The organism is Micromonospora inositola (assembly GCF_900090285.1).
Lineage (GTDB): Bacteria > Actinomycetota > Actinomycetes > Mycobacteriales > Micromonosporaceae > Micromonospora > Micromonospora inositola.
In genome coordinates this window covers 665,512-688,832 of record NZ_LT607754.1, presented here as the reverse complement: position 1 = coordinate 688,832, position 23,321 = coordinate 665,512, and the positions used below count along the sequence as shown (strand labels likewise).

23 protein-coding genes are annotated in these 23,321 nt (G+C 71.5%); 13 read left to right on the top strand and 10 right to left on the bottom strand.

What is annotated here, in order from left to right; all coding sequences use genetic code 11:
- Window positions 1-186: 186 nt before the first annotated feature.
- The 3 genes from GA0070613_RS03230 to GA0070613_RS03220 are packed head-to-tail and all read left to right on the top strand — an operon-like array spanning window position 187 to window position 3,964.
- A complete protein-coding gene (locus tag GA0070613_RS03230) occupies window positions 187-771 on the top strand; it encodes a PadR family transcriptional regulator (RefSeq protein WP_089010916.1) in 585 nt (194 codons plus the stop codon).
- Window positions 768-1,493 carry an ABC transporter ATP-binding protein gene (locus GA0070613_RS03225; RefSeq protein WP_089010915.1) on the top strand — a complete coding sequence of 242 codons (726 nt, stop codon included), beginning with the start codon at window positions 768-770 and terminating at the stop codon, window positions 1,491-1,493. The genes GA0070613_RS03230 and GA0070613_RS03225 overlap by 4 nt, the downstream gene beginning before the upstream one ends.
- A complete protein-coding gene (locus GA0070613_RS03220) occupies window positions 1,490-3,964 on the top strand; it encodes an FtsX-like permease family protein (RefSeq protein ID WP_089010914.1) in 2,475 nt (824 codons plus the stop codon). The genes GA0070613_RS03225 and GA0070613_RS03220 overlap by 4 nt, the downstream gene beginning before the upstream one ends.
- Window positions 3,965-4,003: 39 nt before the next feature.
- Here GA0070613_RS03220 and GA0070613_RS31865 read toward each other — a convergent pair whose 3' ends face one another.
- The 4 genes from GA0070613_RS31865 to GA0070613_RS03205 are packed head-to-tail and all read right to left on the bottom strand — an operon-like array spanning window position 4,004 to window position 6,688.
- The gene (locus tag GA0070613_RS31865; protein WP_157746255.1) at window positions 4,004-4,228 is read right to left on the bottom strand and encodes a hypothetical protein; all 225 of its coding nucleotides are present in this window, start codon (window positions 4,226-4,228) and stop codon (window positions 4,004-4,006) included.
- 16 nt (window positions 4,229-4,244) lie between these two features.
- Window positions 4,245-5,099 (bottom strand): ABC transporter permease, encoded by an 855-nt coding sequence (locus GA0070613_RS03215; protein WP_089010913.1) that lies wholly within the window; start codon window positions 5,097-5,099, stop codon window positions 4,245-4,247.
- On the bottom strand, window positions 5,096-6,109 hold the full coding sequence (locus GA0070613_RS03210) for an ATP-binding cassette domain-containing protein (RefSeq protein WP_089010912.1): 1,014 nt from the start codon (window positions 6,107-6,109) through the stop codon (window positions 5,096-5,098). Before GA0070613_RS03210 ends, GA0070613_RS03215 begins: the two co-directional genes overlap by 4 nt.
- A gap of 24 nt (window positions 6,110-6,133) precedes the next feature.
- The gene (locus GA0070613_RS03205) at window positions 6,134-6,688 is read right to left on the bottom strand and encodes an NADPH-dependent FMN reductase (RefSeq protein ID WP_089010911.1); all 555 of its coding nucleotides are present in this window, start codon (window positions 6,686-6,688) and stop codon (window positions 6,134-6,136) included.
- A 171-nt stretch (window positions 6,689-6,859) separates the two neighbouring features.
- Between GA0070613_RS03205 and GA0070613_RS03200 the strand changes: the two genes are divergently transcribed.
- The 3 genes from GA0070613_RS03200 to GA0070613_RS03190 all read left to right on the top strand — a co-directional run bounded on the left by GA0070613_RS03200 (window position 6,860) and on the right by GA0070613_RS03190 (window position 9,709).
- Window positions 6,860-7,039, top strand: coding sequence for a GNAT family N-acetyltransferase (locus tag GA0070613_RS03200; protein ID WP_089010910.1), 180 nt, complete (start codon window positions 6,860-6,862; stop codon window positions 7,037-7,039).
- Between the two features lie 448 nt (window positions 7,040-7,487).
- Window positions 7,488-9,281 (top strand): hypothetical protein, encoded by a 1,794-nt coding sequence (locus GA0070613_RS03195; protein WP_157746254.1) that lies wholly within the window; start codon window positions 7,488-7,490, stop codon window positions 9,279-9,281.
- 20 nt (window positions 9,282-9,301) lie between these two features.
- Window positions 9,302-9,709 (top strand): hypothetical protein, encoded by a 408-nt coding sequence (locus GA0070613_RS03190; protein WP_157746253.1) that lies wholly within the window; start codon window positions 9,302-9,304, stop codon window positions 9,707-9,709.
- A gap of 28 nt (window positions 9,710-9,737) precedes the next feature.
- Here GA0070613_RS03190 and GA0070613_RS03185 read toward each other — a convergent pair whose 3' ends face one another.
- Window positions 9,738-10,487: an SDR family oxidoreductase gene (locus GA0070613_RS03185; RefSeq protein WP_089010907.1), complete on the bottom strand. Its 750-nt coding sequence runs from the start codon at window positions 10,485-10,487 to the stop codon at window positions 9,738-9,740.
- Between GA0070613_RS03185 and GA0070613_RS03180 the strand changes: the two genes are divergently transcribed.
- Window positions 10,486-11,427, top strand: a complete 942-nt coding sequence (locus tag GA0070613_RS03180; RefSeq protein WP_231929650.1) for a helix-turn-helix transcriptional regulator — start codon at window positions 10,486-10,488, stop codon at window positions 11,425-11,427. The genes GA0070613_RS03185 and GA0070613_RS03180 overlap by 2 nt on opposite strands.
- Window positions 11,428-11,431: 4 nt before the next feature.
- Here GA0070613_RS03180 and GA0070613_RS03175 read toward each other — a convergent pair whose 3' ends face one another.
- Window positions 11,432-12,130: a hypothetical protein gene (locus GA0070613_RS03175; protein WP_089010906.1), complete on the bottom strand. Its 699-nt coding sequence runs from the start codon at window positions 12,128-12,130 to the stop codon at window positions 11,432-11,434.
- Window positions 12,131-12,218: 88 nt separating this feature from the next.
- On the bottom strand, window positions 12,219-13,070 hold the full coding sequence (locus GA0070613_RS03170) for an aldo/keto reductase (protein WP_089010905.1): 852 nt from the start codon (window positions 13,068-13,070) through the stop codon (window positions 12,219-12,221).
- A 256-nt stretch (window positions 13,071-13,326) separates the two neighbouring features.
- On the opposite strand from GA0070613_RS03170, the gene GA0070613_RS03165 reads away from it, so the two are divergent.
- From GA0070613_RS03165 to GA0070613_RS03150, 4 genes are read left to right on the top strand one after another with little or no spacing between them, the layout of a single operon-like run.
- Window positions 13,327-14,955, top strand: a complete 1,629-nt coding sequence (locus GA0070613_RS03165; RefSeq protein ID WP_089010904.1) for a vWA domain-containing protein — start codon at window positions 13,327-13,329, stop codon at window positions 14,953-14,955.
- Window positions 14,952-15,551, top strand: coding sequence for a hypothetical protein (locus tag GA0070613_RS03160; protein ID WP_089010903.1), 600 nt, complete (start codon window positions 14,952-14,954; stop codon window positions 15,549-15,551). Before GA0070613_RS03165 ends, GA0070613_RS03160 begins: the two co-directional genes overlap by 4 nt.
- A gap of 9 nt (window positions 15,552-15,560) precedes the next feature.
- On the top strand, window positions 15,561-16,703 hold the full coding sequence (locus GA0070613_RS03155) for a hypothetical protein (RefSeq protein ID WP_197699037.1): 1,143 nt from the start codon (window positions 15,561-15,563) through the stop codon (window positions 16,701-16,703).
- 14 nt (window positions 16,704-16,717) lie between these two features.
- Window positions 16,718-18,028, top strand: a complete 1,311-nt coding sequence (locus GA0070613_RS03150) for a toxic anion resistance protein (RefSeq protein WP_089015715.1) — start codon at window positions 16,718-16,720, stop codon at window positions 18,026-18,028.
- 109 nt (window positions 18,029-18,137) lie between these two features.
- Here GA0070613_RS03150 and GA0070613_RS03145 read toward each other — a convergent pair whose 3' ends face one another.
- The 3 genes from GA0070613_RS03145 to GA0070613_RS03135 all read right to left on the bottom strand — a co-directional run bounded on the left by GA0070613_RS03145 (window position 18,138) and on the right by GA0070613_RS03135 (window position 21,298).
- A complete protein-coding gene (locus GA0070613_RS03145) occupies window positions 18,138-19,826 on the bottom strand; it encodes an MFS transporter (protein ID WP_089010901.1) in 1,689 nt (562 codons plus the stop codon).
- 41 nt (window positions 19,827-19,867) lie between these two features.
- Entirely contained in the window at window positions 19,868-20,299 is a 432-nt protein-coding gene (locus tag GA0070613_RS03140) for a MarR family winged helix-turn-helix transcriptional regulator (protein WP_197699036.1), read from the bottom strand.
- A gap of 111 nt (window positions 20,300-20,410) precedes the next feature.
- Complete coding sequence (locus tag GA0070613_RS03135; RefSeq protein ID WP_089010899.1) at window positions 20,411-21,298, bottom strand: LysR family transcriptional regulator; 888 nt, start codon at window positions 21,296-21,298, stop codon at window positions 20,411-20,413.
- A gap of 99 nt (window positions 21,299-21,397) precedes the next feature.
- On the opposite strand from GA0070613_RS03135, the gene GA0070613_RS03130 reads away from it, so the two are divergent.
- Together GA0070613_RS03130 and GA0070613_RS03125 are read left to right on the top strand one after the other, a co-directional pair.
- Window positions 21,398-21,904, top strand: a complete 507-nt coding sequence (locus tag GA0070613_RS03130) for a SigE family RNA polymerase sigma factor (protein WP_089010898.1) — start codon at window positions 21,398-21,400, stop codon at window positions 21,902-21,904.
- The gene (locus GA0070613_RS03125) at window positions 21,901-23,253 is read left to right on the top strand and encodes a hypothetical protein (RefSeq protein WP_089010897.1); all 1,353 of its coding nucleotides are present in this window, start codon (window positions 21,901-21,903) and stop codon (window positions 23,251-23,253) included. The genes GA0070613_RS03130 and GA0070613_RS03125 overlap by 4 nt, the downstream gene beginning before the upstream one ends.
- Window positions 23,254-23,321: the final 68 nt, after the last annotated feature.

The following is a 23,321-nucleotide window of genomic DNA, read 5'->3' as shown; positions in this document are numbered from 1 at the left end:
GCGTCCTCATCTGGCCGGACTGCGCACTTGGCGCCAGTTGACAAGTAGTCGATGACCGGATCTTCACGTCGGCACATGGTCCAACCGAGGCGGCTGATACCGCCTGTCAACTTCCTGACGCGGCCGGACAGAGCACAGTATACCGAGTATGATACGCAGCATGACATCGAGGGTGGTGACGTCATCATGAGCATCCGGCACGCGCTGTTGGCGCTGCTCAGCGAGGGCCCGAAGTACGGCCTTCAGCTGCGGGAGGAGTTCGAGGCACGGACCGGCGAGGTGTGGCCGCTCAACGTCGGGCAGGTGTACACGACGCTCCAGCGGCTGGAGCGCGACGGCATGGTGGAGTCCGACGACGACGCCGATCCCGGGCCGCAGAAGGGTTTCCGGATCACCGCCGACGGCGCCGAGGAGCTGGCCGGCTGGCTGCGTACGCCGCCGGACCTGGCGTCGCCGCCCCGCGACGAGCTGGTCATCAAGATCCTGGTCGCGGTACGCCTGCCCGGCGTCGACGTGCACGAGGTGATCCAGGCGCACCGGCGCTACCTGGTGGAGCTGATGCAGCAGTGGACCCGGCTCAAGGAGGAGGAAGCCGACCTCGACCTCGGCCTGGCGCTGGTGGTCGACGCGGAGCTCTACCGGCTGGACTCGGTCGTGCGGTGGCTGGACACCGCCGACGGGCGACTCAAACGCGCCGCGCTGGAGCCGCCGGCAACCGCCAAGACGCCGGCCGCTCCGCAGATCCGGCGCCGGACGGGAGTACGTCGATGAGCGACGTGCTGGAACTGCGCAGGGTGTCGAAGACCTACCTGGACGGCGCGGACGAGGTGCACGCCCTGCATGAGGTGGACCTGTCCGTCGAGACCGGAAAGATGGTGGCGGTGATGGGGCCCAGCGGCTCGGGCAAGAGCACGCTGCTGACCATCGCCGGCGCGCTGGAGTCGCCGACCGCCGGCGAGGTGCTCGTGGCCGGTCAGTCAGTCTCCTCGATGTCGCGCGACGACCGGGCCCGGCTGCGCCGGCGCGCCATCGGGTACGTGTTCCAGGACTTCAACCTGCTGCCGGGGTTGACCGCGGCCGAGAACGTGGCGTTGCCGCTGGAGCTGGACGGCGTGTCGGCCGGCAGGGCACGCGCCGCCGGGCTGCGCGCGCTGGAGGAGCTGGGCCTCGCCGAGCGGGCGTCCCGGTTCCCCGACCAGCTGTCCGGCGGTGAGCGGCAGCGGGTGGCGATCGCCCGGGCCGTCGTCGGCGACCGCCGGCTGCTGCTCGCCGACGAGCCCACCGGCGCCCTCGACTCGGCCAACGGCGAGGCGGTGATGCGGCTGATGCTGGCCGCCTGCAGGCGCGGGCTGGCCGCGGTGGTGGTGACCCACGACGCGCAACTCGCCTCGTGGGCGGACCAGGTGGTGTTCCTCCGCGACGGCCGCATCGCCGACCGTACCGCCGCCCGCCCGGGGCCGGACTCCCTGCTCACCGGCGAGCCGGCCCGATGAGCGTCGACGTCCAGGATCCGCCGCTCGTCCTCGGTAGCGGCCATGGCGGGATGGCGGCCCGACGGGCCGTGGTGCGCTGGGCGTGGCGGTTGTTCCGCCGGGAGTGGCGCCAGCAGTTGCTGGTGCTGGCCCTGTTGCTGGTCGCCGTCGCGGCCACCACGGCCGGCCTCGGCGTCGCCGCCAACACGTTGGGAACGCAGTCCTCGTCGTTCGGTACCGCCGACCACCTGGTGACAGTGAGCAGCACGGGCGCGCAGCTGGACGCCGACGTGGCCGCGCTGCGCAGCGCCTTCGGCACGGCCGAGGTGATCGAGCACCAGAATATCCCGGTGCCGGGCTCGGCGAACCCGGTCGACCTGCGGGCGCAGGACCCGCACGGCCCGTACGGCCGATCGATGCTGCGGCTGAATGCCGGCCGGTATCCGCAGGGCCCGGACGAGATCGCGGTCACCGACGGCGTGGCGAAGATCTTCAGCCTGCACCTCGGCGGCACCTGGGACCAGGGCGGCCGGCACCGGACCGTGGTCGGCCTGGTCGAGAACCCGCTGAAGCTGCTCGACCGCTTCGCCCTCGTGGCGCCTGGCCGGGCCAGCCCGCCCGACCACGTCATCGTGCTGATCCGGGCCACCCAGACCGAGTTCGCCGGGAAGACCCTGCCCGACGGGGTGTCGGTCGAGATCCGGGGCGAGGAGCCGGACACCGCCAGCGTCGGGGTGCTCATGCTGGCCACGATCGGACTGCTGTTCGTCGGCCTACTGGCGGTTGCCGGGTTCACCGTGATGGCCCAGCGCCGCCTGCGGGCGCTCGGCATGCTCGGCGCGATCGGCGCGAGCCATCGGCACATCCGGCTGGTACTGGTGGCCAACGGCGCCGTCATCGGCGCGGTCGGTGCGCTCGCCGGCGCCGCGGCCGGGCTCGCCGGCTGGTTCGCGTTCAGCCCGCGACTGGAATCCCTCGTCGGGCACCGCATAGACCGCTTCCAACTGCCCTGGCTGGCGGTGCTCGTCGCGGTGCTGCTGGCGATCGTGACCGCGGTCTGCGCCGCGTGGTGGCCGGCGCGCGCCGCCGCCCGGGTGCCCGTCGTCTCCGCCCTGTCCGCTCGTCCGGTGCCGCCGCGGCCCGCGCGCCGGTTCGCAGCGCTCGGCGGGGTACTCCTACTCGGCGGGCTCGGCTCACTCGTCGCGGCACAGCAGACCAAGCCGTTGTTCATCATCGGCGGTGTCGTGGCCACGGCCCTCGGGCTGCTGCTGCTCGCCCCGGTGGGCATCGCCGGCCTGGGCCGGCTCGCGCGGCTCGCTCCATTGGCGCCGCGGCTGGCGCTGCGCGACCTGGCGCGGTACCGGGCCCGGTCAAGCGCGGCGCTGGCCGCGATCGCGCTCGCCGTGGGCATCGCGGCCGCCGTCGCGCTGGGCGCGGCCGTGTCGGTGGCCAAGGCGGCGGCACCCACCGGCGGCAACCTGCCCGCCGACCAGCTCATCGTCTGGCTGTCCGAGAACGCGCTCAACGGGCCGGTGCCGTCGCTCACGCCCGCGCAGGCGGACAACGCCCGGCTGCGGGTCGACGCCATCGCCGCCGACCTGCACGCCACGTCCGTGCTGCCGTTGCAGGCGGCGGTGGACCCGAACGCACCGCAGGTGGGTGGCTCGGGCGGCCGGGAACCCATGCAGTTGGGCAAGCCGCACCCCATAACGGTCGACGGGCGCCAGGGCTTCAGGTACAGCAGCGCCGACGCGGTACCGCTGTTCGTGGCCACGTCGGAGTTGCTCGGGCACTACGGGATCGACCCGACGAGCATCGACGCGGGCACCGACATCGTCACGTCGCGGGCCGACCTCGACAGCTACGACCTGTTCCCCGGCAGGTACCGCGACTGGCGCCCACGGCTCCAGCACGCGCCGCTGCCGACGTACACGTCCCTGCCCGGCACCCTGCTCACCACGCACGCCGTGCAGTCGCTGCACCTGACGCCGATTCCGGCCGGCTGGCTGGTCCGGGCGCCGCGCCCGCTGACCCAGGCCCAGATCGACCGGGCGCAGCGGACGGCGTTGGCCGCCGGGCTCAGCGTGGAGACCCGACCTACCGGAGCGGACCTGGCGCGGCTGGCCGACAACGTCACCGGTACCGGCATCGCGGTCGCCCTCGGCGTGCTCGCCATGACCGTCGGGCTGATCCGCAGCGAGACGGCTCGGGACCTGCGCACGCTGACCGCGGCCGGTGCGCGGCGCGGCACCCGCCGGGCGCTCACCGCCGCGACCGCCGGGGCCCTCGCCCTGCTCGGCGCGGTGATCGGCACCGCCGGTGCGTACCTGGCGTTGCTCGCCTGGTACCACCGGGAGCCGCACTGGCTGGGTCACGTGCCGGTACTCGACCTGGCCGCGATCCTGGTCGGCCTGCCGGTCGTCGCGTACGCCGGCGGCTGGCTGCTGGCGGGGAAGGAGGCGCCCACCTTGGCGCGCCAGCCGCTCGACTGACGCGCGAAACGGTCGCCGGCGTCGGAAGCCCTGTGATCCTCAGGCCGCGGGGCGGAATCTCAGCGCGGACCAGGTGCCGTCGACGGAGATCTGGCGCACCGGTTGGACCCCGCGCTGGCTGAGGAGGGCCGCGAGCGTGTCCCGGTTGAGGTCGGTGCCGAGTTGGCGTCCCTTCGGGTAGGCCACCCATGTCAGGGCATCCAGTCGTGCGAGGGCCAGAACCGCTTCCACGTCGGGGGTGGCGAGATTCGCTGCGGCGGTCACGAAGACCAGGGCCAGGTCAGCGGCGGTTGTAGCGGTACATCGTCAGCGTGCCGAAGACCACCACGAAGCCGGCGCTCCACAGCAGCAGCCACATCGTGTTCGTCGGGTCGGACGATCCCGCCATCGCCGCCCGCACCGCCGCCACCAGATGGGTGATCGGGTTTACCTTGACGAACGCCTGGAGCCAGCCCGGCATGGTGCCCGGGTCGACGAACACGTTGCTCAGGAAGGTCAACGGGAACAGCACCATCATGCTGACCCCCATCACCGACTTCTCGCTGCGCAGGACCAGCCCGAAGAACGTCCAGACCCAGGAGAACGCGAACGAGAAGACCACCAGCAGACCGATCCCGGCCAGCACGCCGAGCAGCCCACCGTCGGGCCGGAACCCGAGCGCCAGCCCGACGCCGAGGATGACCAGGGCGGCGAGGATGTAGCGCAGCACGTCGCCGAAGATCATGCCGACCAGCGCGGCCGGCCGCCAGACCGGCAGCGTCCGGAACCGGTCGAAGACGCCCTTCTCGATGTCGGTGTTCAGGCCGACGCCGGTGTACATGGTGATCATCACGACGCTGGTCACCATGATGCCGGGCAGGAAGAACTGCAGGTAGTCCCGCGGGCTGTCGGCGAGGGCGCCGCCGAACAGGTAGGTGAACATCAGCACCATGATGATCGGGAACGCGGTCACGTCGAACAGCTGCTCCGGCACGTGCTTGATCTTCAGCAGGGCCCGCCAGCCGAAGGTGAGCGACGCCGACAGCGCGCCCGGCCTCGGCGGTCGCGCGCCGGGCGCGAGGACGGTCGCCAGCGCCTCGGCGGACGGCACGTAGACGGACGGGGCCCGCCCGGTCGTGGTAGTGGCGTCGCTCATCGCGCTGCCTCCAGCTGGTCGTCCCGCTCGCCGGCCTCGACGGCGGGGTGGTCGGTCAGGGCCAGGAAGACCTCGTCCAGGCTCGGCTGGCCGAGGGAGAAGTCGTCGACGGCGATGCCGGCGCGGGCCAGCTCCCCGAGCGCCCGGGCCGCCTGCTCGCTGGCGTCGAGGTCGGAGCCGTCCCCGCCGACCCGGGCCGTCATCGCCACCGGATCCGGTTCGAGCTGCACCGGCACGCCGAGTGCGGCCTGGAGCACCTTCTCGGCCTCCGACCGCTGCCCCGGGTCGCGCAGTCGCAGGTGGACCGTGCCGGAACCGACCGACGACTTCAGCTCGCCCGGCGTGCCCTCCGCGATCACCTTGCCGTGGTCGACCACCGCGATCCGCCCGGCGAGCTGGTCCGCCTCGTCCAGGTACTGCGTGGTCAGCAGCACCGTCGTGCCGTGTGCCACCACCGCCCGGACGATCTCCCACACCTGATTGCGGCTGCGCGGGTCCAGGCCCGTCGTCGGCTCGTCGAGGAACAGCAGGTCGGGGGTGCTGAGGATGCTCGCCGCGATGTCGATGCGCCGCCGCATGCCGCCGGAGTACTTCTTGACCTGGCGGCCGGCCGCCTCGGTCAGACCGAACGCGGCCAGCAGGCTCTCGGCCCGCTGGCGGGCGGCCAGCTTGCCCAGCCCGAGCAGCCGACCGAGGAGCACCAGGTTCTCCATGCCGGTCAGGTCCTCGTCGACCGAGGCGTACTGGCCGGTCAGGCTGACCCGGGCGCGGACGGCGTCGGCCTCCGCCACCACGTCGTGCCCGAAGACCCGCGCCCGGCCGCCGTCGGGACGCAGCAGCGTCGCCAGCACCCGTACCGCCGTGGTCTTGCCGGCGCCGTTCGGGCCGAGCAGGCCGTAGACGGTGCCGGCGGGGACCTGGAGGTCCAGGCCGTTCAGCGCGCGGGTCTCCCCGAACGACCGGGTCAGGCCGTCGGCCTCGACGGCCAGGCCGGTGGTGCGCTTACTCATGATCGCAACCTTCCTCTCACACGTTCAGGAGACGTACGGACGCGCCGCGCGACCGTCGCGCAGCGCCAGACCCCACCAGCAGAGCTGGTCGAGCAGCACCCGCGAGTCCTGGCGCAGCTGGTCCTCGGCCTGCGGCGTCGGCTCGCCGCAGAGCAGGTCGACGCCGACGATGTCGCGCACCGTCACGGCGTGCAGGGCGGTGAAGACCGTCCGGAGCTGGTCGACCGCGTGCAGGCCGACCGAACGGCAGCCGTACGACACGAAGCCGACCGGCTTGGCCTGCCACTCGTCGTACGCGTAGTCGATCGCCTGTTTCAACGAGGCCGGGAAACTGTGGTTGTACTCGGGGGTGACCACGACGAACGCCTCCGCCCGGCTCACCTGCTGCGCGAACGACCGCATCGTCGGGGTCGTCTCCGCCGGATAGCTGGCGGGGAAGTCGTACCCGGCGAGGTCGACGACGGTCACCGCCATCTCGTCACGCTGCCGCGCCTGGTCGACGAACCAGCGACCGACCCGGTCGCCCATCCGTCCCTCACGGGTGCTGCCGATGATCACGGCAAGCCTCAGCGGCGTCATGCTCCCCTCCCACCTCGGTCGGGCTTCAACCTTCAGGCGCGAGAGGACGGCGAGCGCACGCTAGATCCGATCTAGCGGCTCGGACCACGGGCGCTTCGGTGGTCGAGGGTGAGATGCACGGAACCGTCGGTGGCGGCTGTTTCAATGAGCCGTCGGGAGAACGGGAGCGACATGTCCGAGGTGCGCATCGAGCAGTGGAACGAGGGCGACCTCGACCTGCTGCGGCAGCTCAACGCGCCGGAGATGGGTTGGGCGATCCTGCCCGCGTACCAGGGGCGGGGCCTGGCGACCGCGGCGGTGCGCGCGGTGATCGCCGAGTATTCCGTCAATTCCGGCAGCGACAGTAGTTGACGGCCTGGTGACGGAATCGACCGATATTGTCGGCCCCCTCCGATCAGCTTCGCCAAATGCCGCCGCCTGCTCCGGGCGTTGATCTGTGGAAACCTGTCCTACGTAGAGAGTGGTGTGGTGTCAGTTCCGCTCGATCAATTCGTCCCGTCGGCGTCGACCGGGCAACGACCGGACGGGCTCACGGAACAGCGGGACTCCGTTGCGAAACCGAACGGGCGAGTCGGAAACCACGAAGATAACGATCGCGTAACGGCGGTTTCCTGTGGACGTTTCGTAACAGTGGCTGGCCATACTGGAGCGTCGGCAGCTGACGTGCAGTTTTGTTTGCAGAGCGGAAGGATTTCTCCCAATGGTCCCGGTGCCGCGCGGGCTCGACAGACATGCCTCCCTGTAGCACCCTGTACTCCTCTGAGCACGCTTCGCATTCGGTGGCTGGGGGGCGGGGTCTATGCAGGAGCGACGTGGCACCCGAAAGACCGTGATGAATTTCGCCATCTACATCCTGGCCATACCGCTCATCATTCTGGCGGGCGGCACGGGCTGGCTCCGGCACCGTTTCGACGGGAACGGCGGGTGGATCGGCCGGCACGGAGATCTGCTCGAAGCAGCCGGGCGGATCTTCTTTTTCCTCCTCGCCGCCGCGGTCGGCCTATTGATCTTCTCGCGGCTGCGCGATCGGTTGGGCCGTGAGACCGCCGACCCCGAGCCGCCTGTCGATCCCGACGTGGCATGGCTGCAGGAACTGCAGAAGTCGGCGGCCAGCCGGATCACCGAGGATGACCGTAAGGCCATCGCGATGTTCGTGGAGCTGATCGTGGATCCGGCCCGACGCCGCTCCCGCCTGACCGAGACCATCGACCTCGACGAGCGGGCCGTGGTGCAGCAGGTCTCGATCTCGTTCTCGCTGCCCCACGCCGAGAATGGCGGTCGCGTGCTCTATGTGCCGGTCGTGCAGCCGCGCAAGGGCGAACTGGTGGACAACTTCCACCTCCGCAATGCCCGGGGCGACTCGCTGCCCACGATGTCCTACGAGGAATCCATCCGCCTGGCGTCGGCCGGCCTGCGGCTGCTGATCGAAATGTCCGGCAGTGAGCAGGTTCCTCCGGCGCATCGCACGCTGGGCGAGGCGGAGCGGGCCGCCGAGCTGGCCCTGCTGCAGATCGTGGCCACCCGCGGGCCAATGAACAGCCAGGTCGTCGACCGCAAGATGGACATCATCCTCGAGAAAATCAAGTTTCGCGATGACGAGAGCCGGCTGCGGGTCCGCAAGTACGTCGCCGCACTCAGCTCGTCGTACCCCATCGTCGCCGTCGTCCCCGCTGCCGAGGCGACCAGTGGTCGCCTGCTGCTCAAGTACGAACGGACCTTCGTCCCGTCCTCACTCACCCGGGGTTGGCGCGGCCTGCTCCGGCTCAGCCTCGGTCTCAAGCCCGACCAGGTGGCGGTCCCGGTGGAGCTGGCGTTGACCGCCGAGAGTTACCACCTGCGGGTCAACGCCCCGTCCAACAAGTACGTGCTCAAGCAGTTCCTCCAGTGCCGCCACTGTCGCACCCTGGCGACGCGCAAATGGCGCGGCATGCAGCCGCGCGGGATGAAGGACGAGGACGACAAGCAGGGCCTGTGCGCCCACAAGGTCGGGCCGGCCGTCGAGGTCGACCACCACTTCCGGGTACGCCGCCGGCGCGGACAGAACTTCGTGCACGTGTACATGCGGGGGTACGCGAAGGCGTCGCCGAAGATGCGGGATCTTCAGGTCCTGGCGCGATTCAAGGAGGTCCCGCCCGGGGCGCGGGGCCGGGCGACGGTAACCGCGCTTGCGACGACGCTGCTGATCGCGGTCGCCGGAAATCTGGTCGGCACCGCGCACGGAGCACAGGTGGGTGGCCTGCCGGCCCTGATGCTGGCTCTGCCGGCCGTCGCCGCAGGCTGGTTCGGCATGGCGTCGGACAAGGACGCACTCGTCGGTGGCTCGCTGCTCGCCCGCCTTTCCCTCATCGTCAGCGGCGCCGTCTCCGTCGCCGCGGTCGTCCTCTATCTGGGGTCTCCGGCGCCGGCGCCGGCGGGCAGCATCGCGCAGCCCCTCAGCTTCGTTGGTATCACCGACTGGCGGTGGATAGCGCTCTGCGCCGTCTCCGCCCTCAACCTGATCTACGTCTCCTACCGGTTCACGCTCAAGCTCGTGCACTACAGCGATCTGCTCAAGCGGGAAGACCTCGGGACGGGGGAGTTCGCATGGAGATAATGGAGACCATTGGAGGAGTGGTGACAACTTCGCCCGAGCCCGAGCGGCAGCAGGCGCAGCCCGAGGAGCGGTACGTCGCGGACGACGCCCTCTGGGTCGTGCCGTCCAGCAGCTATGTCGACCCGGAGCCACCGTTGAAGACGAGCCTCTTCGACGACCCCCAGCGGCTCGGCAATGCCTGGCGGCTGGCCATGTCGACCCTCCAGGCCGAGGCTCGGGAGTCACCCGAGCAGAAGCGGCTGATTGAGGAGAAGGCACGCGCGCTGATCGACGAGGCCAACCTGGCGGTCGCGCCACCCGACGACCCTCAGCCCGACGGGCCGGCGGAGGCCGGTCAGCCGGCCGCCGAGGCGAGGGGGGAGGCGGCCCGCGGCATCATCGGCCGCTTCGACCGCGCCACCAGGCGCCTCGTCCTCGGGCACAGCTGACGGGGCAGACCGGCCAGAGAGGCTCGCCTCACCAGGGCAGCAACCCGTAGCCGCCGCCGGCGTCCATCTGGTACCCCCACAGCAGCCCACTCGGCCCGTCCGCCGGCAGCGTCGCCAGGTGCACACTGACTTCGGCGCCCTGCTCCGGCGTACGGAAGCCGCTGTGGTGGTTGAGGTCGGTTGCGCAGTAGCCGGGGTTGGCCGCGTTCACCTTGATCGGGGTGTCCCGCAGCTCCTTGGCGTACATCGCGGTGACCATGTTCAGCGCCGACTTCGACGACGGGTACGGCACCGAGGTCAACTCGAACAGGGCGCCCTGCGGGTCGGTCATCACCGCGATCGAGCCGACCTCGCTGGAGACGTTCACGATCCGCGCGGCCGGGGCCTCGCGCAGCAGCGGCAGGAACGCGTTGGTCACCGCCACCACGCCGAAGACGTTCGTCTCGTACACCTCGCGCAGGGTGGCGAGGGTGGTCTCGCTGGGCAGTGCCGTCCCGTCGGCCCGGATGATCCCGGCGTTGTTGACCAGCACGTCCAGGTGGCCGTACTCCTGCTCGACCAGCTTGGCCGCGGCGGCGACCGACTCCTCGTCGGTCACGTCCAGCGGCACGTACCGGGCGTCCGCGCCGCCGTCGCGCAGCGCCCGCTCCGCCTCCCCGCCGCGCGCCGCGTCCCGCGCGCCGACCAGCACGGTCCACCCGCGCGCCCCGAGCTGCTGGGCGGTGGCCAGCCCGATTCCCTTGTTGGCCCCGGTGATCAGGGCGATCGTCGTCGTCATGCCATCGAGCCTGCCGCCGGGCACGGCGGGCCGGGAGAGGCCGGCCGAGGCTGGGACCGGCGGTACCACCCTCGCCGGCTGTGGGTGCGGCAAGCTGGAGGGCATGACCACCCTGCGCCGCGATGAGCTGGCGGCCTTCCTGCGCAGCCGCCGCGCCCGGCTGCGCCCCGCCGAGGTGGGCCTCCCCGACGGGGTACGCCGCCGCACGCCCGGCCTGCGCCGCCAGGAGGTCGCCCAACTCGCCGGCATGTCGATCGACTACTACATCCGGCTCGAGCAGGGCCGCGGGCCGCACCCGTCCCGGCAGGTGCTCGCCGCGCTGGCCCGGGCGCTGCTGCTCACCCGCGACGAGCGGGCGTACCTGTTCCGGATCGCCGGGGAGAGCGCGCCGGAGTCCGTCGGCCCGAGCCGGGAGGTGTCCGACGGGCTGCGGCACCTGCTCGACGCGATGGCGGAGACCCCGGCGTACCTGGTCGACGCGAGTTACGAGGTGCTGGCCTGGAATCGGCTGGCCACCTGGTTCGTCGGGGAGTTGTCCGCGGTGCCGGCCGATGAGCGGAACATGATCCGCTGGATGTTCCGGCGGGAGGTCCCCGAGTCGTATTGGGCTGACCCGGAGGTGCTGCGCTTCGCCCGTACCTCGATCGCGGATCTGCGCGTCGCGTACGGCCGTTACCCGGGCGACCCGGCGATCGCCCGGCTGGTCACCGAGCTGCTCGGGGTGTCGCCCCGGTTCACCGCGCTCTGGGCGGAGCACGAGGTCGGGGAGCGCCGCCCGACCGTCAAGCGGGTCGACCACCCTGAGCTGGGGCCGCTGGAGTTCGAGTGCCGGGTGCTGCACGTCCCGGAGACCGACCAGCGGTTGATCGTCTACGTCCCCGAACCGGGCTCGCCGACCCAGGCGGCCTTCCGCCGGATCGCCGACCGCGTCGGCGCCTGAGGGATCAGGTCGCCTTCTGCAGGGCGGCGGTGGCCAACGGGGCCAGCCGGGTCAGCAGCGTCTGGCTGGCCTTCAGATCGCCGTGCTCGTCGGAGGCGTCGATCTCCAGCACGAAGTTCCCGCGGGCCAGCAGCAGCGTGCACTGGTGGAACGGGCGGCTGCTGGCGAGCCGTTCGCAGAAGGTGATGGTCTCCGGCCCGTCCGGTAGCAGCGGGGGCGACGGGCGGACGATCGTCGACACCTTGCCGTCGGACGAATACGTGTACCGCTTGCACTTCGCCAGGGTCGCGCGCAGCTCGTCGGCGAGCTTGCGGCCGGGCACCTTCAGGTAGCCGACGACGTACTGGCGGATCCAGACCTTCTCCCCGCGCCAGAGCCGCTCCCGCTGCCCGCTGCGCTTGCGGTCCGACGGCAGGGTGTCCCGGCAGGGCGCGATCAGCTTCACCGCCTCGGCGCTCTCCTCGGCGTAGTCGGCCGTCTCCGGGTGGAAGTCGGCGTCCAGGTCCAGCATCGCGGCCTTCACCCGGGTGCGGACCTGGGCGGCCGTTGTGGGTGTGGGCCGCAGCGGCGGTGGGGGCGTCGCCGAGGGGGTCGGCGGCGCGGACCAGCGGCTGGCCTGCGGGGCCGCGGCCGGTCCGCAGGCGCCGACTCCGGCGACGACCAGCAACGACAGCAGGGCCAGCGGGAGACGGCGGCGCATCATCGCGGCGAGGTCGTCCTTTCCGTACGCGAGGAAGGGGCCCTTCCGGGGCCCCCTCCTTACCTGCGCCGCGATCTCCCGGTGCGTTACGTCAGCTCGGTACGTAGTCGAAGGTGTCCGGGTTCGGGCCCTGCCGACCGGCCTCGCCCTTGTCCAGGTTCGTGATCCGGTCCATCGCCGCGTCGTCCAGCTCGAAGTCGAAGATGTGGAAGTTCTCCTCGATCCGCTTCGGGGTGGTCGACTTGGGGAAGACGACGTCGCCCCGCTGCACGTGCCAGCGCAGCACCACCTGGGCCGGGGTGTGGCTGACCTCCTGGGCGATGTCGACGATCGTCGGGTCGTCGAGCACCTTGCCCTGCGCGATCGGCGACCACGCCTCGGTCACGATGTTGTGCGCCTTGTCGTACGCGCGCACCTCCTCGTTGCCGAAGTACGGGTGCGCCTCGATCTGGTTCACCGCCGGCACCACGTCCGCCTCGGCGGCCAGCCGCTCCAGGTGCGCCACCTGGAAGTTGGACACACCGATCGACCGGACCAGGCCGTCGCGCCGCAGCTCCTCCAGCACCTTCCAGGTGGAGACGTAGTCGCCGTCGTAGAGGGTGGGCAGCGGCCAGTGGATGAGGAACAGGTCGAGGTAGTCGAACTGCAGCTCCCGCAGCGTCGACTCGAACGCCTTGCGGGCGTCGTCGGGCCGGTGGAAGCCGTTGTTCAGCTTGCTGGTCACAAAGACCTCGCCGCGATCCAGCCCGGAAGTGCGGACCGCCTGCCCCACCTCGGCCTCGTTGCCGTACATCTCGGCGGTGTCGATGTGCCGGTAGCCGACCTCCAGGGCCTTGCCGACCGCCGTCGCGGTGTCCTTCGGCTCGATCTGGAAGACCCCGAAGCCGAGCTGCGGGATGGTGTTGCCGTCGTTGAGTGAGATGTCGGGAACCGTGTTCGCCATGCGGCTGTCTCTCCCATCGTCAAAGGGCGCCCGGGCCGGCGCCGGGAGCGCTGCCACGGCCTCGCCGGACGCGCGTGCACCAGAATGACGTACCCAGCCGGGCGATTTCCTCACGCTGGCCCGACGGTGATCTGCGACAAGCGACCGCGACACCCGGAGTTCACCCAATGTTGGCCGTCCAGTTGGTTTGCCGGTGCTACCAACGACCTCGATCCACCCGAATGTGGGTCTTCGACCGGACAGGAACGGGGTACGGGTGCGGGCCAAGGGGTTCACGGCGCTGGCCGTGATGGTGCTGGTGCTGGTCACCGGCTGCACGAACGGGGATCCGGCCGACCGGCCGAGCAGTGGGCCGAGCGCCGGCACCCTGCGGCTGGTCGCCGGCAGCGAACAGGCCAGCGTCGTCGACACGACCGTGAAGCCGTGGTGCGCGAGCCGGCACTACACCTGTCAGGTGACGTTGAAGGGGTCGGTGGACCAGGCCCGGCTGCTCGCCGCCGGCAGCGCCGACTACGACGCGTACTGGTTCGCCTCCAGCGTCTTCCTGCAACTCGGCGACCGGGCCAGCGCCCTGCGCGACGTCCAGCCGATGTTCCTCACCCCGGTGGTCTTCGCCGCCTGGCGCTCCGAGATGGACAAGCTCGGCTTCGCCGGCCGCTCCGACGTACCGATCGCCGACATCCTGCGGGCCGTCGAGTCGGGCCGGACCAAGGTGTGGATCACCAACCCCACCCAGTCCAACTCCGGCGCCACCGTGCTGTTCGGCTTCCTCAACTACTTCGCCGGCAACGGACCCGGCACCCCGCTCACCCAGCAGCAGCTCGACTCGCCCGCCGTCGAGCAGGGCGTCAGCCGGTTCGTCAAGGCGATGGACCAGACCCCGCCGTCCACCGGCACCCTGATGACCGAGTGCCTCGCCCACGCCGATCAGTGCCGGGCCATGTTCACCTACGAGGACCTGGTCATCGAGAAGAACGCCGAGCTGGTCAAGGCCGGCCGGGAACCGCTGCTGGTGGCGTACCCCAAGGGGTCCCTCGCGGTCAGCGACGCCCCGCTGGGCTTCCTGCCGCAGGCCGGCAACGACGACGCCCACCGGATCTTCACCGAACTGCAGGACCACCTGCTCAAGGACCCGGGCGCGCAGGCCACCCTGCTGAAGCTGGGCCGCCGGCCGGCCGCCGGGGTGGGCCTCACCCTCGACAAGCCCGACCCGGCAGTCTTCAACCCGGCCTGGGGCATCAAGGGCACCATCAACGAGCAGGCCATCCAGTTCCCCAGCGCGCCGGTCATCCAGGCCGCGCTGGACCGCTACCAGACCCGCTACCGCCGGCCCGTCGCCGTGTACTACTGCCTCGACGGCAGCGGGTCGATGGGCGACAACGACGGCTGGACCGGCATCCAGGCGGCCGCCGGGCAGATCTTCGACCCCGACCAGGCGGCGCTGAACTTCCTGCAGACCCACCCGAAGGACAGCACGACTGTCAGCATCTTCAACGACGACCTCGCCGGCGGCAGCCCGTGGACGGTGCAGGGCAACGACCCCACCGCCCTGCGCGGCCTGCAAGGCAAGGTCACCGGCTACCGGCCCGACGGCGGCACCGACATGTACGCGTGCCTGCTGCGCGCCGCCGACGAACTCGCCCGCCCGCAGGCCGACGACCGCAAGCGGCTGGTCGTGCTGATGACCGACGGGCAGTCCAAGAGCCGGCGCCGGGGCGAGGCCTTGTCCGCGCTCACCGCCGCCGGCGTGCCCGTGGTCGCCATCGCGTTCGGCCGCGACGCCGACCCCAGGCAGCTCAAGGAGGTCGCCGAGGCCACCCACGGCACCTTCGTCCGGCAGGACGACCTGGTGGCGGCGCTGCGCCAGGCGGCGGGGTACCGGTGAGGCGCCGCCTGGCCGCGCCTCTCGCCCTGGCCGCCGCCGTCGCCGCGTTCGCGCTGGTCTTCGCCGTCACCGGCAGCCTGCTCTGGGCGCCGCTGCTCGCCGTCGCCGCCGCGCTCGGGCTCTACCTGATGCTCGACGACCGATCCGCCACGCGGGTGGACAGCGACAGCTACGCCGACGAGGCCCGGGACCGGGTCGACGAGGCGCTGCGGGTGCTGCGCGGCATCGAGCGGCTCAGCCGGGACGTCCGCCGTCCGGAAGCCCGCCAGGCCCTGGCGGACGCCTGCCGGTACGTCCCGGAGCTTTTCGAGCGGGTCAGGGACCGCTCGCCCGACAGCCTCTACTCCACTGCCGCCCAGGTCGGCGGGCACCTGCGCAGCCTCGACGGCGCGGTCCGGCAGTACCTGGACATCCAGCATCAGCCGGTGCTCTACCACGACCCGCAGACCTTGCAACGCAACGGTGAGCTGGCGTTCCGGCGTTTCGCAGACTTCGCCCTGGACAGCGTTCGGCTGGTCAACCAGGGCGACATCGCGCAGTACACCGCCAACCTCGACACCGTTGCCCCACCGACCCTGCCCGACCTGGGCCGATAAGGAGTCACGTTGAGATTGCCGAGCATCCGGTTCCTGATCGGGCTGGTCACGGTGATCGCCGTCTGCGTGGTCGCCGCCGTGCTGTGGCAGCGGTCCGGGGACACCCCGGCCACCGCCGGCCCGCCGACGACCCTCACCTGCCTCGGCGGCTCCGAGAAGTCCGAACTGATGGCCGACGCCGAGGTCAAGCGGATCCTGCGGGACAGCTACCGGCTGGAGGTCGCCTTCCAACCGCTCGGCTCGTACGACCAGGTGCAGCTGAGCACCGACGAGATCAAGAAGCGGAAGCTGGACTGCCTCTGGCCGTCCAGCGCCAGCGCGCAGGGCGTCTTCGAGGCCCAGCACGCCGGCGCGTTCCCCGACTACCGGGCGGAGAACCTGCTCCAGTCGCCCGAGGTCGTCTACGCCGGCCCGCGCGGCACCGACGCGCTGCTGCGCAAGGGCATCGTGCAGCGTCGCGGCGACCGGTACTTCGTGGTCGACATGAAGGCCCTGCTGCTGGACCACGTCGTCAAGCGCGGCACCTGGGAGGCGATCGGCGCCAACGACCTGCGCGGGCCGATCACCGTGGCCAGCACCGACCCGGCGAAGTCGAACAGCGGCTTCACCATGGCCCAGCTCCAGCTCAACATCGTCGCCACGGCCGACGGCTTCTCCGCGCCCAGCCTCGCCCAGGCCCGCCGGGCGCTGCCCACCATGCGCGCCCTGCACGACGCGCAGGGCCTGCAGTCGCGCAGCTCCGACTCCGGCTTCCGGGAGTGGCTCACCCAGGGCGGCGAGTTCAAGGCCCCGCTCTACGCCGGCTACGAGAACCAGATCATCCAGCAGGTGGTGCAGAGCGGCGACAACAGCGGGCCGCTGCTGAAGAACGTCCGGGTGCTCTACCCCGACCCGACCATCTACAGCGACCACCCGGTGCTCGCCCTGAACCCGGCCGCCGGCCGGCTCATCGACGCGCTGAAGGACCCGAAGATTCAGCAGATCGCCTGGCAGCGGTACGGCTTCCGCTCCGCCGTGCAGGTCGGCGCGAACGACGTCGCCGACTTCCCCGGCATCGGGCTGGCCGACCAGCTCCGGGCCGCGCCGGCGCCCGCCGCCGACGTCACGCTCGCGCTGCTCAGCTGCATGAAGGACGCCACCACCTGCAAGTGAAGGGGACCCACGTCATGACCGAGGGACTGCAGATCGACTTCGGCAGCATCGTCGGCGGCCCGGCCGACCCGCCCGCTGGCGCCGCCGACGCCGCCATCACCACCGCGCTGGCCACCGGCGCCGAGCCGCAGACGTTCGCCTGCAAGGACCTGCTCACCCCGGCCCAGCTCGGCCAGGCCGAGCAGGCCTCCCGGCAGCTCTACCCGACCATGCTGGCCAACACGGAGGCCCTGGCCAGCTTCGGCAACCAGGCCCTCGACCAGGTCAACGCCCAGGTCAGCCGGATCTTCCGGGAGGTCGGCCGGGTCGACATCCCGGAGCTGACCGGCATCATGCACGAGATCAACGACCGGATGCGCAGCTTCCGCCGCAAGTACGACCCCAGCGACCCGAAGGTCCGCGAGACCTTCACCAAGTTCTCCGACGCCATCCGGGGGCTGTTCCGCAAGGGCCGCGACCTGCTGGAGATGCTCTTCGAGGAGGCACGCACCGTCGAGCAGCAGCTCGACCGGGTTGCCGGGCAGCTCAGCGACAAGCAGCTCCAACTGCGCCGCAACGTGGTGCTCTGCGACGAGCTGTACAAGGCCAACGAGGCGGCCATCGGCCAGCTCGTCGGCGCCATCGCGGTGATGGAGCTGGTCCGCGACGTGGCGCTCGCGGACGCCAAGTCGATCACCGTGACGCCGGGTGCGCCCGACGAGCGGGATCAGCGGGAACGGCTCTCCCTGGTCACCGAGTTCGCGCAGGCGCTGGAGGTGCGGATCAACGAGTTCCAGCAGCGGCTCTTCGTGGCCTGGTCCACTTCGCCGCAGGTGCGCAACATCCGCACCCTCAACTACGGCCTCGGCCAGCGGCTGGCGCTGCTGATGAACCTCACCATCCCGACGATGAAGCTGACCATCGCCCAGTGGGCGTTGCTGCTGCAGGCCAACCAGGCCGCCGACATGCAGCAGGCGGTCGCCGACGGCGCCAACGACGTGCTGTCCGCGTACGCGACGGCGTCGAAGACGGCGGTGCCGCAGATCGCCCGGGTGATCCAGACCCCGACGATCCGGCCGGAGACCATCCTCGAGGTCGCCGAGTCCATCGACGCGCAGGCCCGGGGCATCGAGGACGCCGTCCGCTACGGCCAGCAGAAGCGGGCCGAGGTGGTCGGCGCGATCATCACCGCCAACCGGTCCATGTCGGAGTCCTCGGAGCGACTCAGCCGGACGGTGGTGGAGCTGGTCACCCGGGCGCAGGAGCCGGTGGCGCTGCCGGCCGGGCCGCAGCTGCCCGCCGCGGTGCTGGAGCAGGCGCCGGCGGTCGTCCCCGCCCAGCGTTGACGTTCTCCCCGCCCTGAAGAGCGGAGATTCCCTCCACGCTGCGGGTGGAACATGCAGCGTCGGGGCGGATTCCTGCTTCTGCGGCGCAGCTCGTGCAGCGACGCCGCTGTCAAGCTGTCAACCGGTACGGCGCTTTGCCGGGTTCAACCAGTACGACCGGGCGGGCTGCGGCGTGGGTCACCGCGGTGGTGAAGCTGCCGTCGGCGAACTGGGCCACCGGCCCGCGCGGGGACCGGCCGACCGCAATGACGCGCGCGTCGACGTCGTCGGCGTGCTGAGCGAGGACTTGACCTGCAGCGGCGTGGTCGCCGACGCTGGCGAGTACCTGACCGGTGGCGGCGATGCCCTGCGCGGCCAGCCGGTCGAGGTGGCCCAGGACCGCGGAGTGTGCCTGCTCGGCGTCCTCGGCGTCGATGGCCAGTTCCTCGACTACGGCGGTCTCGCGGACGTGGACAACCTCCAACGGGCGGCCGGCGTCGCGGGCGATTGCGGCGGCCGCGTCGACGATCTTGGCGGCGTCTTCGGTGGCGCCGACCGCGACGATGACAGGTTGGTACCCAGCCGGCGGTGTGGCCCCGACGCGCTGCAGGCTCGGGCGCACCGACTCCCCCTCGACCATGCCCTTCTCGGCCGCGGCGACCAGCTTGTGGCCGGAGGCGAGAACGACGATGGCCAGGATGAAGGCGACGCCGCCGAGGTAGAAGGGGACGCTGAGGTTGGTGGCGTCGGCGAGCTTGCCCGCGGCGAATGGGGCGAGGCCGCCGCCGATGAACCGGACGAAGCCGTACGCCGAGGAGGCGACCGGCCGCTCCACCGGCGAGACGAGCATGACCGCCTGGGTGGTCAGCGTGTTGTTGATGCCGATGAACGCGCCACTGACGATGACCGCGCCGATGACCGCCGCCGGGGTGTTCACGCCGATCGCGATGATGGCCATGACGATGCCGAGGCAGAGCAGGTTGACGTAGAGCACCGGCGCGGTGCCGAACCGCGCCTGCAGCCGCGGGGCGAAGAACACGCTGAAGGCGGCGACCAGCAGGCCCCAGCCGGTGAAGACCAGGCCGAGCCGGTGGGCGTTGAGTTCCATGGGGTACGGCGCGTAGCCGAGCATGGTGAAGAAGCCCCAGTTGTAGAGCAGCGCCATGATGCCCATGGTCAGCAGGCCGCGGTGCCGCAAGGCCTTGAGCGGCGCGGCCAACGATGTCTTGTGCTCGGGCTTCGGCAGGTCCGGGACGAACGCGACGGTCGCGACGAGGGCGATGAACATCAGCGCCGCGACGCCGAAGAATGGTCCGCGCCAGCTGATGCTGCCCAGCTCGCCGCCGAGCAGCGGCCCGACCGCGATGCCGAGGCCTAGCGCGGTCTCGTACAGGATGATCGCCCCGGCGAAGCCGCCGCTGGCCGAGGCCACGATGACGGCGAGGCTGGTGGCGATGAACAGGGCGTTGCCCAGGCCCCAGCCGGCGCGGAAACCGACAATGCCGCCGATCGAGTTCGACGTGCCGGCGAGCGCGGCGAACACGACGATGAGGATCAGGCCGACGACCAGTGTGCGCTTGGCGCCGATGCGGCTGGATACCCAGCCGACCACCAGCATCGCGACCGCGGTCACGACCAGATAGCTGGTGAACAGCAGCGACACCTGGCTCGGCGTGGCGTGCAAGCTGCCGGCCAGTGCGGGCAGGATCGGATCGACGAGCCCGATGCCCATGAACGAGACGACACAGGCGAACGCCACGGCCCAGACGGCACGCGGCTGCTTGAACGGGCTCGGGGCCGTCCCATGTGATGCGGTCATATGCAGGTTCTCCTGAAGGTGGCGTTTGTCGATGCGCGTATTCAGTCGGACGCCCGGGCCTCGACGAGCCGGGCGAGCGCGGGTAGTGCGGCGGCGATAGCGGCCTGATCCTGCGGATCGAGTCGGTCGAGCAGGTGCTGCAGGGCGTCGGCGCGCTCCGCACGCCGACGCCTGAGGAGGTCGAGGCCGGCGTCGGTCGCCTCCACCACCACGCCGCGCCGGTCGCCGCGGTTCGCGGTGCGGCGCACCAGGCCCTCGCGTTCCATGCGGGTAACCAGCTGCGTCATCCCTGGCTGGGAGACGCCCTGGGCGTGAGCCAGCTCCGTCAGCCTGTGGGGTCCGTCACGTCCGAGGCGGTTCAGGGCGGACGAGGCTGCCGTGCTGAGACCGCCGGCGGTGGAGACCTGGCGGATGAGCGTCACGAGGTGCTCGAGCACCACAACCAGGTCAGTGCCGGAGGCATTCGAGTGCATAACCCCATTATGCATAACCTCCTTATGGGTATAGCGCGCCGACCCGCAAAAGTGACTTGGAACTCAAATCTCCCGGGTCGTACGCCTGGGTCTTTCCCAAGGGCGACCGGCTCATTCCAGGTGGGGTGCGTGCAGGCGGTGGTAGCAGCCGTACGGCGCGGCCGGGTGCGGCGACCGGTCCGGCCAGGCTGCCGACGTGCGCTTCACCAGCGGCGCCCCGACCACCGGCCGCCAGGCGATCCGGGGTTCCCGGCGGGCCAGCGCCGCCGGCTCGAGGGCCACCGCGCCGCCGGCCAGCACCAGCCCGAAGAGGAACTCCGGGTTGCGGGCGTGCCGCACCCGGCCGGGCGTGAAGCCGTACCGCCGGCAGACCGCCAGGACGTGGTCGTGCAGGCCGGGCGCGGTCGCCGGGGGCGCGGTGACCAGGTCCAGCCCGGCCAGCTCGGCCAGGTCGACCTGCCGGCCCCGGGCCAGCGGCGAGGCCCGCGGCAGCAGCACCCCCAGCGGTACGTCGACCGCCGGGCCGAACCGCAGCCCGGCCGGGTCCACCGGATGGTGCAGCAGCCCCGCGTCGAGCCCACCCTCGGCGAGCATCCGGACCTGCTCGGCGCTGGTCAGCTCGTGCAGGTCGACCTCCAGCCCGGGCGCCTTGGCGGCGAGCCGGTCCAGCAGCGCCCGCAGGGTCACCGCCGGGGTCTCCGGCGGTACGTCGGCCCGCAGCACGCCCAGCGCGCCCCGGCGTACCTGGTGGATGAGGTTGCGCAACCGCTGCTCCCCGGCGAGCAGCTCGTCGGCCTCGCCGAGCAGCAGCTGACCGGCGGTGGTGAGCCGGACCTGTCGCCGGGACCGGTCGAACAGCTCGACCCCGAGCTCCCGCTCCAGCCGTTGGATCGACTGGCTCAGCGGCGGCTGGGCCATCCCCAGCTCCTCGGCCGCCCGCCCGAAGTGCAACTCCCGCGCGACGACCACGAAGTGCCGCAGATGCCGCAGCAGGTCCACCCCCGCACCCTAATACTCCAGCCCGGGTTCGTAAGTTTGGCGCTGAAGCCACAACCGAATCGGGTCCCGGACCACTCATAGTGTTGCTGGGAGGCCGGGTTGCGGGATGAACGGGAATACGTCGACTACGTGCAGGCGCGCACGCCGTCGCTGCGGCGGCTTGCACACAGGCTGTGCGGAGAGTGGTCGGCCGCTGACGATCTGGTGCAGGAGTGTCTTGTCGCGCTGTACCGGCACTGGCGGAAGGCGTCGGCGGCGGACTCGATCGACGCCTACGTGCGGGCGATGCTGGTCCACGCCTACCTGGCCGAGCGGGAGCGCACCTGGACCCGCCGGGTCCGCCCCGCCGCCGACGTGGCCGGGCCCTCGGCTACACCGCTGACCGGCGCCGAACACCGCATCGACCTGCTGGCCGCGCTCGGCAAGCTGTCCCGCGGGCAGCGCGCGGTGCTGGTCCTGCGCTACTGGGAGGACCTCGACGTCGCCCGGACCGCGGCGGCGCTGGGCTGCTCGACCGGGACCGTCAAGAGCCAGACGTCGTACGCCATCGCGGCGCTGCGACGCCTGCTGCCGAACTACGTGCCGGGAGGGTCGGACATCCCATGAGAGACCTGTTCGCCACCCTGCCGGACGAGCCGGCGCCGCCGATGCCGGCCGGCTATCTGGACACCGTGCTCACCCTGGGCCGCCGCTCGGCCCGCCGGCGGCGGATCGGCACCGCCGCAGTGTGGGCGGTCGTCGTGCTCGCCCTCGCCGTCCTGGTCGTGCCCGGCGTGCAGCTTCCTGCCCAGCCGGGCGCCCCGTCGAAGAAGCCCGGCCTGCCGGACCGCTTCGCCGGGTATTCGCTGCTCACCAGCACCGTCACCAAGACCCCGCCCGGCCGCGCGATCGCCCTCTACGGCTACGGCAACGGCGAACTGTTCAACATGTTCCAGCCGCTGGTCGTCGGGGCCGACCGGGACACGTACCGGCAGGTCGACGCCCTGCAGGAGCGCAACCGCCCGTCTGCGCTGCTCGCCCCGGACGGCACCGGCGTGCTGCTCGGCGACGACCGCGGCGCGACCGACGACCTGGTCCTCGTCGACCTGGCCGCCGGCAAGCGCCGGTCGATCCCGCTCGGCGGCCCGGTCGGCGTGCGGCTGCTGGCCTGGTCCCCCGACGGCCGCTACGTGGCCTACAGTGCCGCGCCCCTCACCGGCTCCGGCGAGTTCGGCAGCGTCAACTTCGTCGAACCCGAGGTGGCTCGCACCGGCACGCTGCGGCTGCTCGACCTGTCGACCGGACGCAGCACCGAACTGCCGGCGATCAAGCCAGCGTGGACGGCGGCGTTCGCGCCGGACAGTCGCCGGCTCGCCGTGCAGGTCGGTCAGGAGGCCCACCTCATCGACCTCGACGGCCGCGAGTCCGGCAGCGTCCACATCACGGCCGGGCGCGAGCTGGCCGCCAATGTCGGCTGGTCGCCGGACGGCAGGTTCCTCGCCACCGTGCCATGGGCCGCGGACGGGCCATTCGACGGTACCGTCGGCGGCAACACCAACCACGGCGTGTTCCTGTCGATCCCCGGCAACGTCGGCTTCGTAGCCATCACCGCCGGCGGCACGCCGCCGCCGGCGCCGGTCCAGGACGTCGTGCAGCTCCTGGGCTGGCGCTCGGCGGGCAGCGTGGTCGCCGCGACCGCGAACGCCGCGGGGCAGCTGTCGCTGACCGAGGTGCAGCTCGGCGCCGGCACCCGCCGGACACTGTCCCGCTTCGACACGGGCGACAGCTGCGAACTGGGCATGCAGACCTGCCAGGTGTTCGACCTGCAGCTCGCCACCGGCCTGCTGCCCGACCTGACCGTCCGGCACGCCGGCCGCCCGCAGCGCGGCCCCTGGCCGGCCACCCTGACGATCCCCGTCGCCACCGTCGTCCTCGGCGCCGCCCTCCTGCTGTGGCGCCGGGTGCGCCGGACCTGACGGCCCACGGCTCGAGTTGGCGGCTGTTTGGCAGGAGCCCGATCGGATCCCGTGGCGGTTGCCGGCGG

Bases quoted from the DNA above. Each gene is read 5' to 3' on its own strand.
- GA0070613_RS03230 (WP_089010916.1), top strand. From the start codon at position 187: ATGAGCATCCGGCACGCGCTGTTGGCGCTGCTCAGCGAGGGCCCGAAG.
- GA0070613_RS03225 (WP_089010915.1), top strand. From the start codon at position 768: ATGAGCGACGTGCTGGAACTGCGCAGGGTGTCGAAGACCTACCTGGAC.
- GA0070613_RS03220 (WP_089010914.1), top strand. From the start codon at position 1,490: ATGAGCGTCGACGTCCAGGATCCGCCGCTCGTCCTCGGTAGCGGCCAT.
- GA0070613_RS03215 (WP_089010913.1), bottom strand. From the start codon at position 5,099: ATGAGCGACGCCACTACCACGACCGGGCGGGCCCCGTCCGTCTACGTG.
- GA0070613_RS03210 (WP_089010912.1), bottom strand. From the start codon at position 6,109: ATGAGTAAGCGCACCACCGGCCTGGCCGTCGAGGCCGACGGCCTGACC.
- GA0070613_RS03205 (WP_089010911.1), bottom strand. From the start codon at position 6,688: ATGACGCCGCTGAGGCTTGCCGTGATCATCGGCAGCACCCGTGAGGGA.
- GA0070613_RS03200 (WP_089010910.1), top strand. From the start codon at position 6,860: ATGTCCGAGGTGCGCATCGAGCAGTGGAACGAGGGCGACCTCGACCTG.
- GA0070613_RS03195 (WP_157746254.1), top strand. From the start codon at position 7,488: ATGCAGGAGCGACGTGGCACCCGAAAGACCGTGATGAATTTCGCCATC.
- GA0070613_RS03180 (WP_231929650.1), top strand. From the start codon at position 10,486: ATGCCATCGAGCCTGCCGCCGGGCACGGCGGGCCGGGAGAGGCCGGCC.
- GA0070613_RS03185 (WP_089010907.1), bottom strand. From the start codon at position 10,487: ATGACGACGACGATCGCCCTGATCACCGGGGCCAACAAGGGAATCGGG.
- GA0070613_RS03175 (WP_089010906.1), bottom strand. From the start codon at position 12,130: ATGATGCGCCGCCGTCTCCCGCTGGCCCTGCTGTCGTTGCTGGTCGTC.
- GA0070613_RS03170 (WP_089010905.1), bottom strand. From the start codon at position 13,070: ATGGCGAACACGGTTCCCGACATCTCACTCAACGACGGCAACACCATC.
- GA0070613_RS03150 (WP_089015715.1), top strand. From the start codon at position 16,718: ATGACCGAGGGACTGCAGATCGACTTCGGCAGCATCGTCGGCGGCCCG.
- GA0070613_RS03145 (WP_089010901.1), bottom strand. From the start codon at position 19,826: ATGACCGCATCACATGGGACGGCCCCGAGCCCGTTCAAGCAGCCGCGT.
- GA0070613_RS03140 (WP_197699036.1), bottom strand. From the start codon at position 20,299: ATGCACTCGAATGCCTCCGGCACTGACCTGGTTGTGGTGCTCGAGCAC.
- GA0070613_RS03125 (WP_089010897.1), top strand. From the start codon at position 21,901: ATGAGAGACCTGTTCGCCACCCTGCCGGACGAGCCGGCGCCGCCGATG.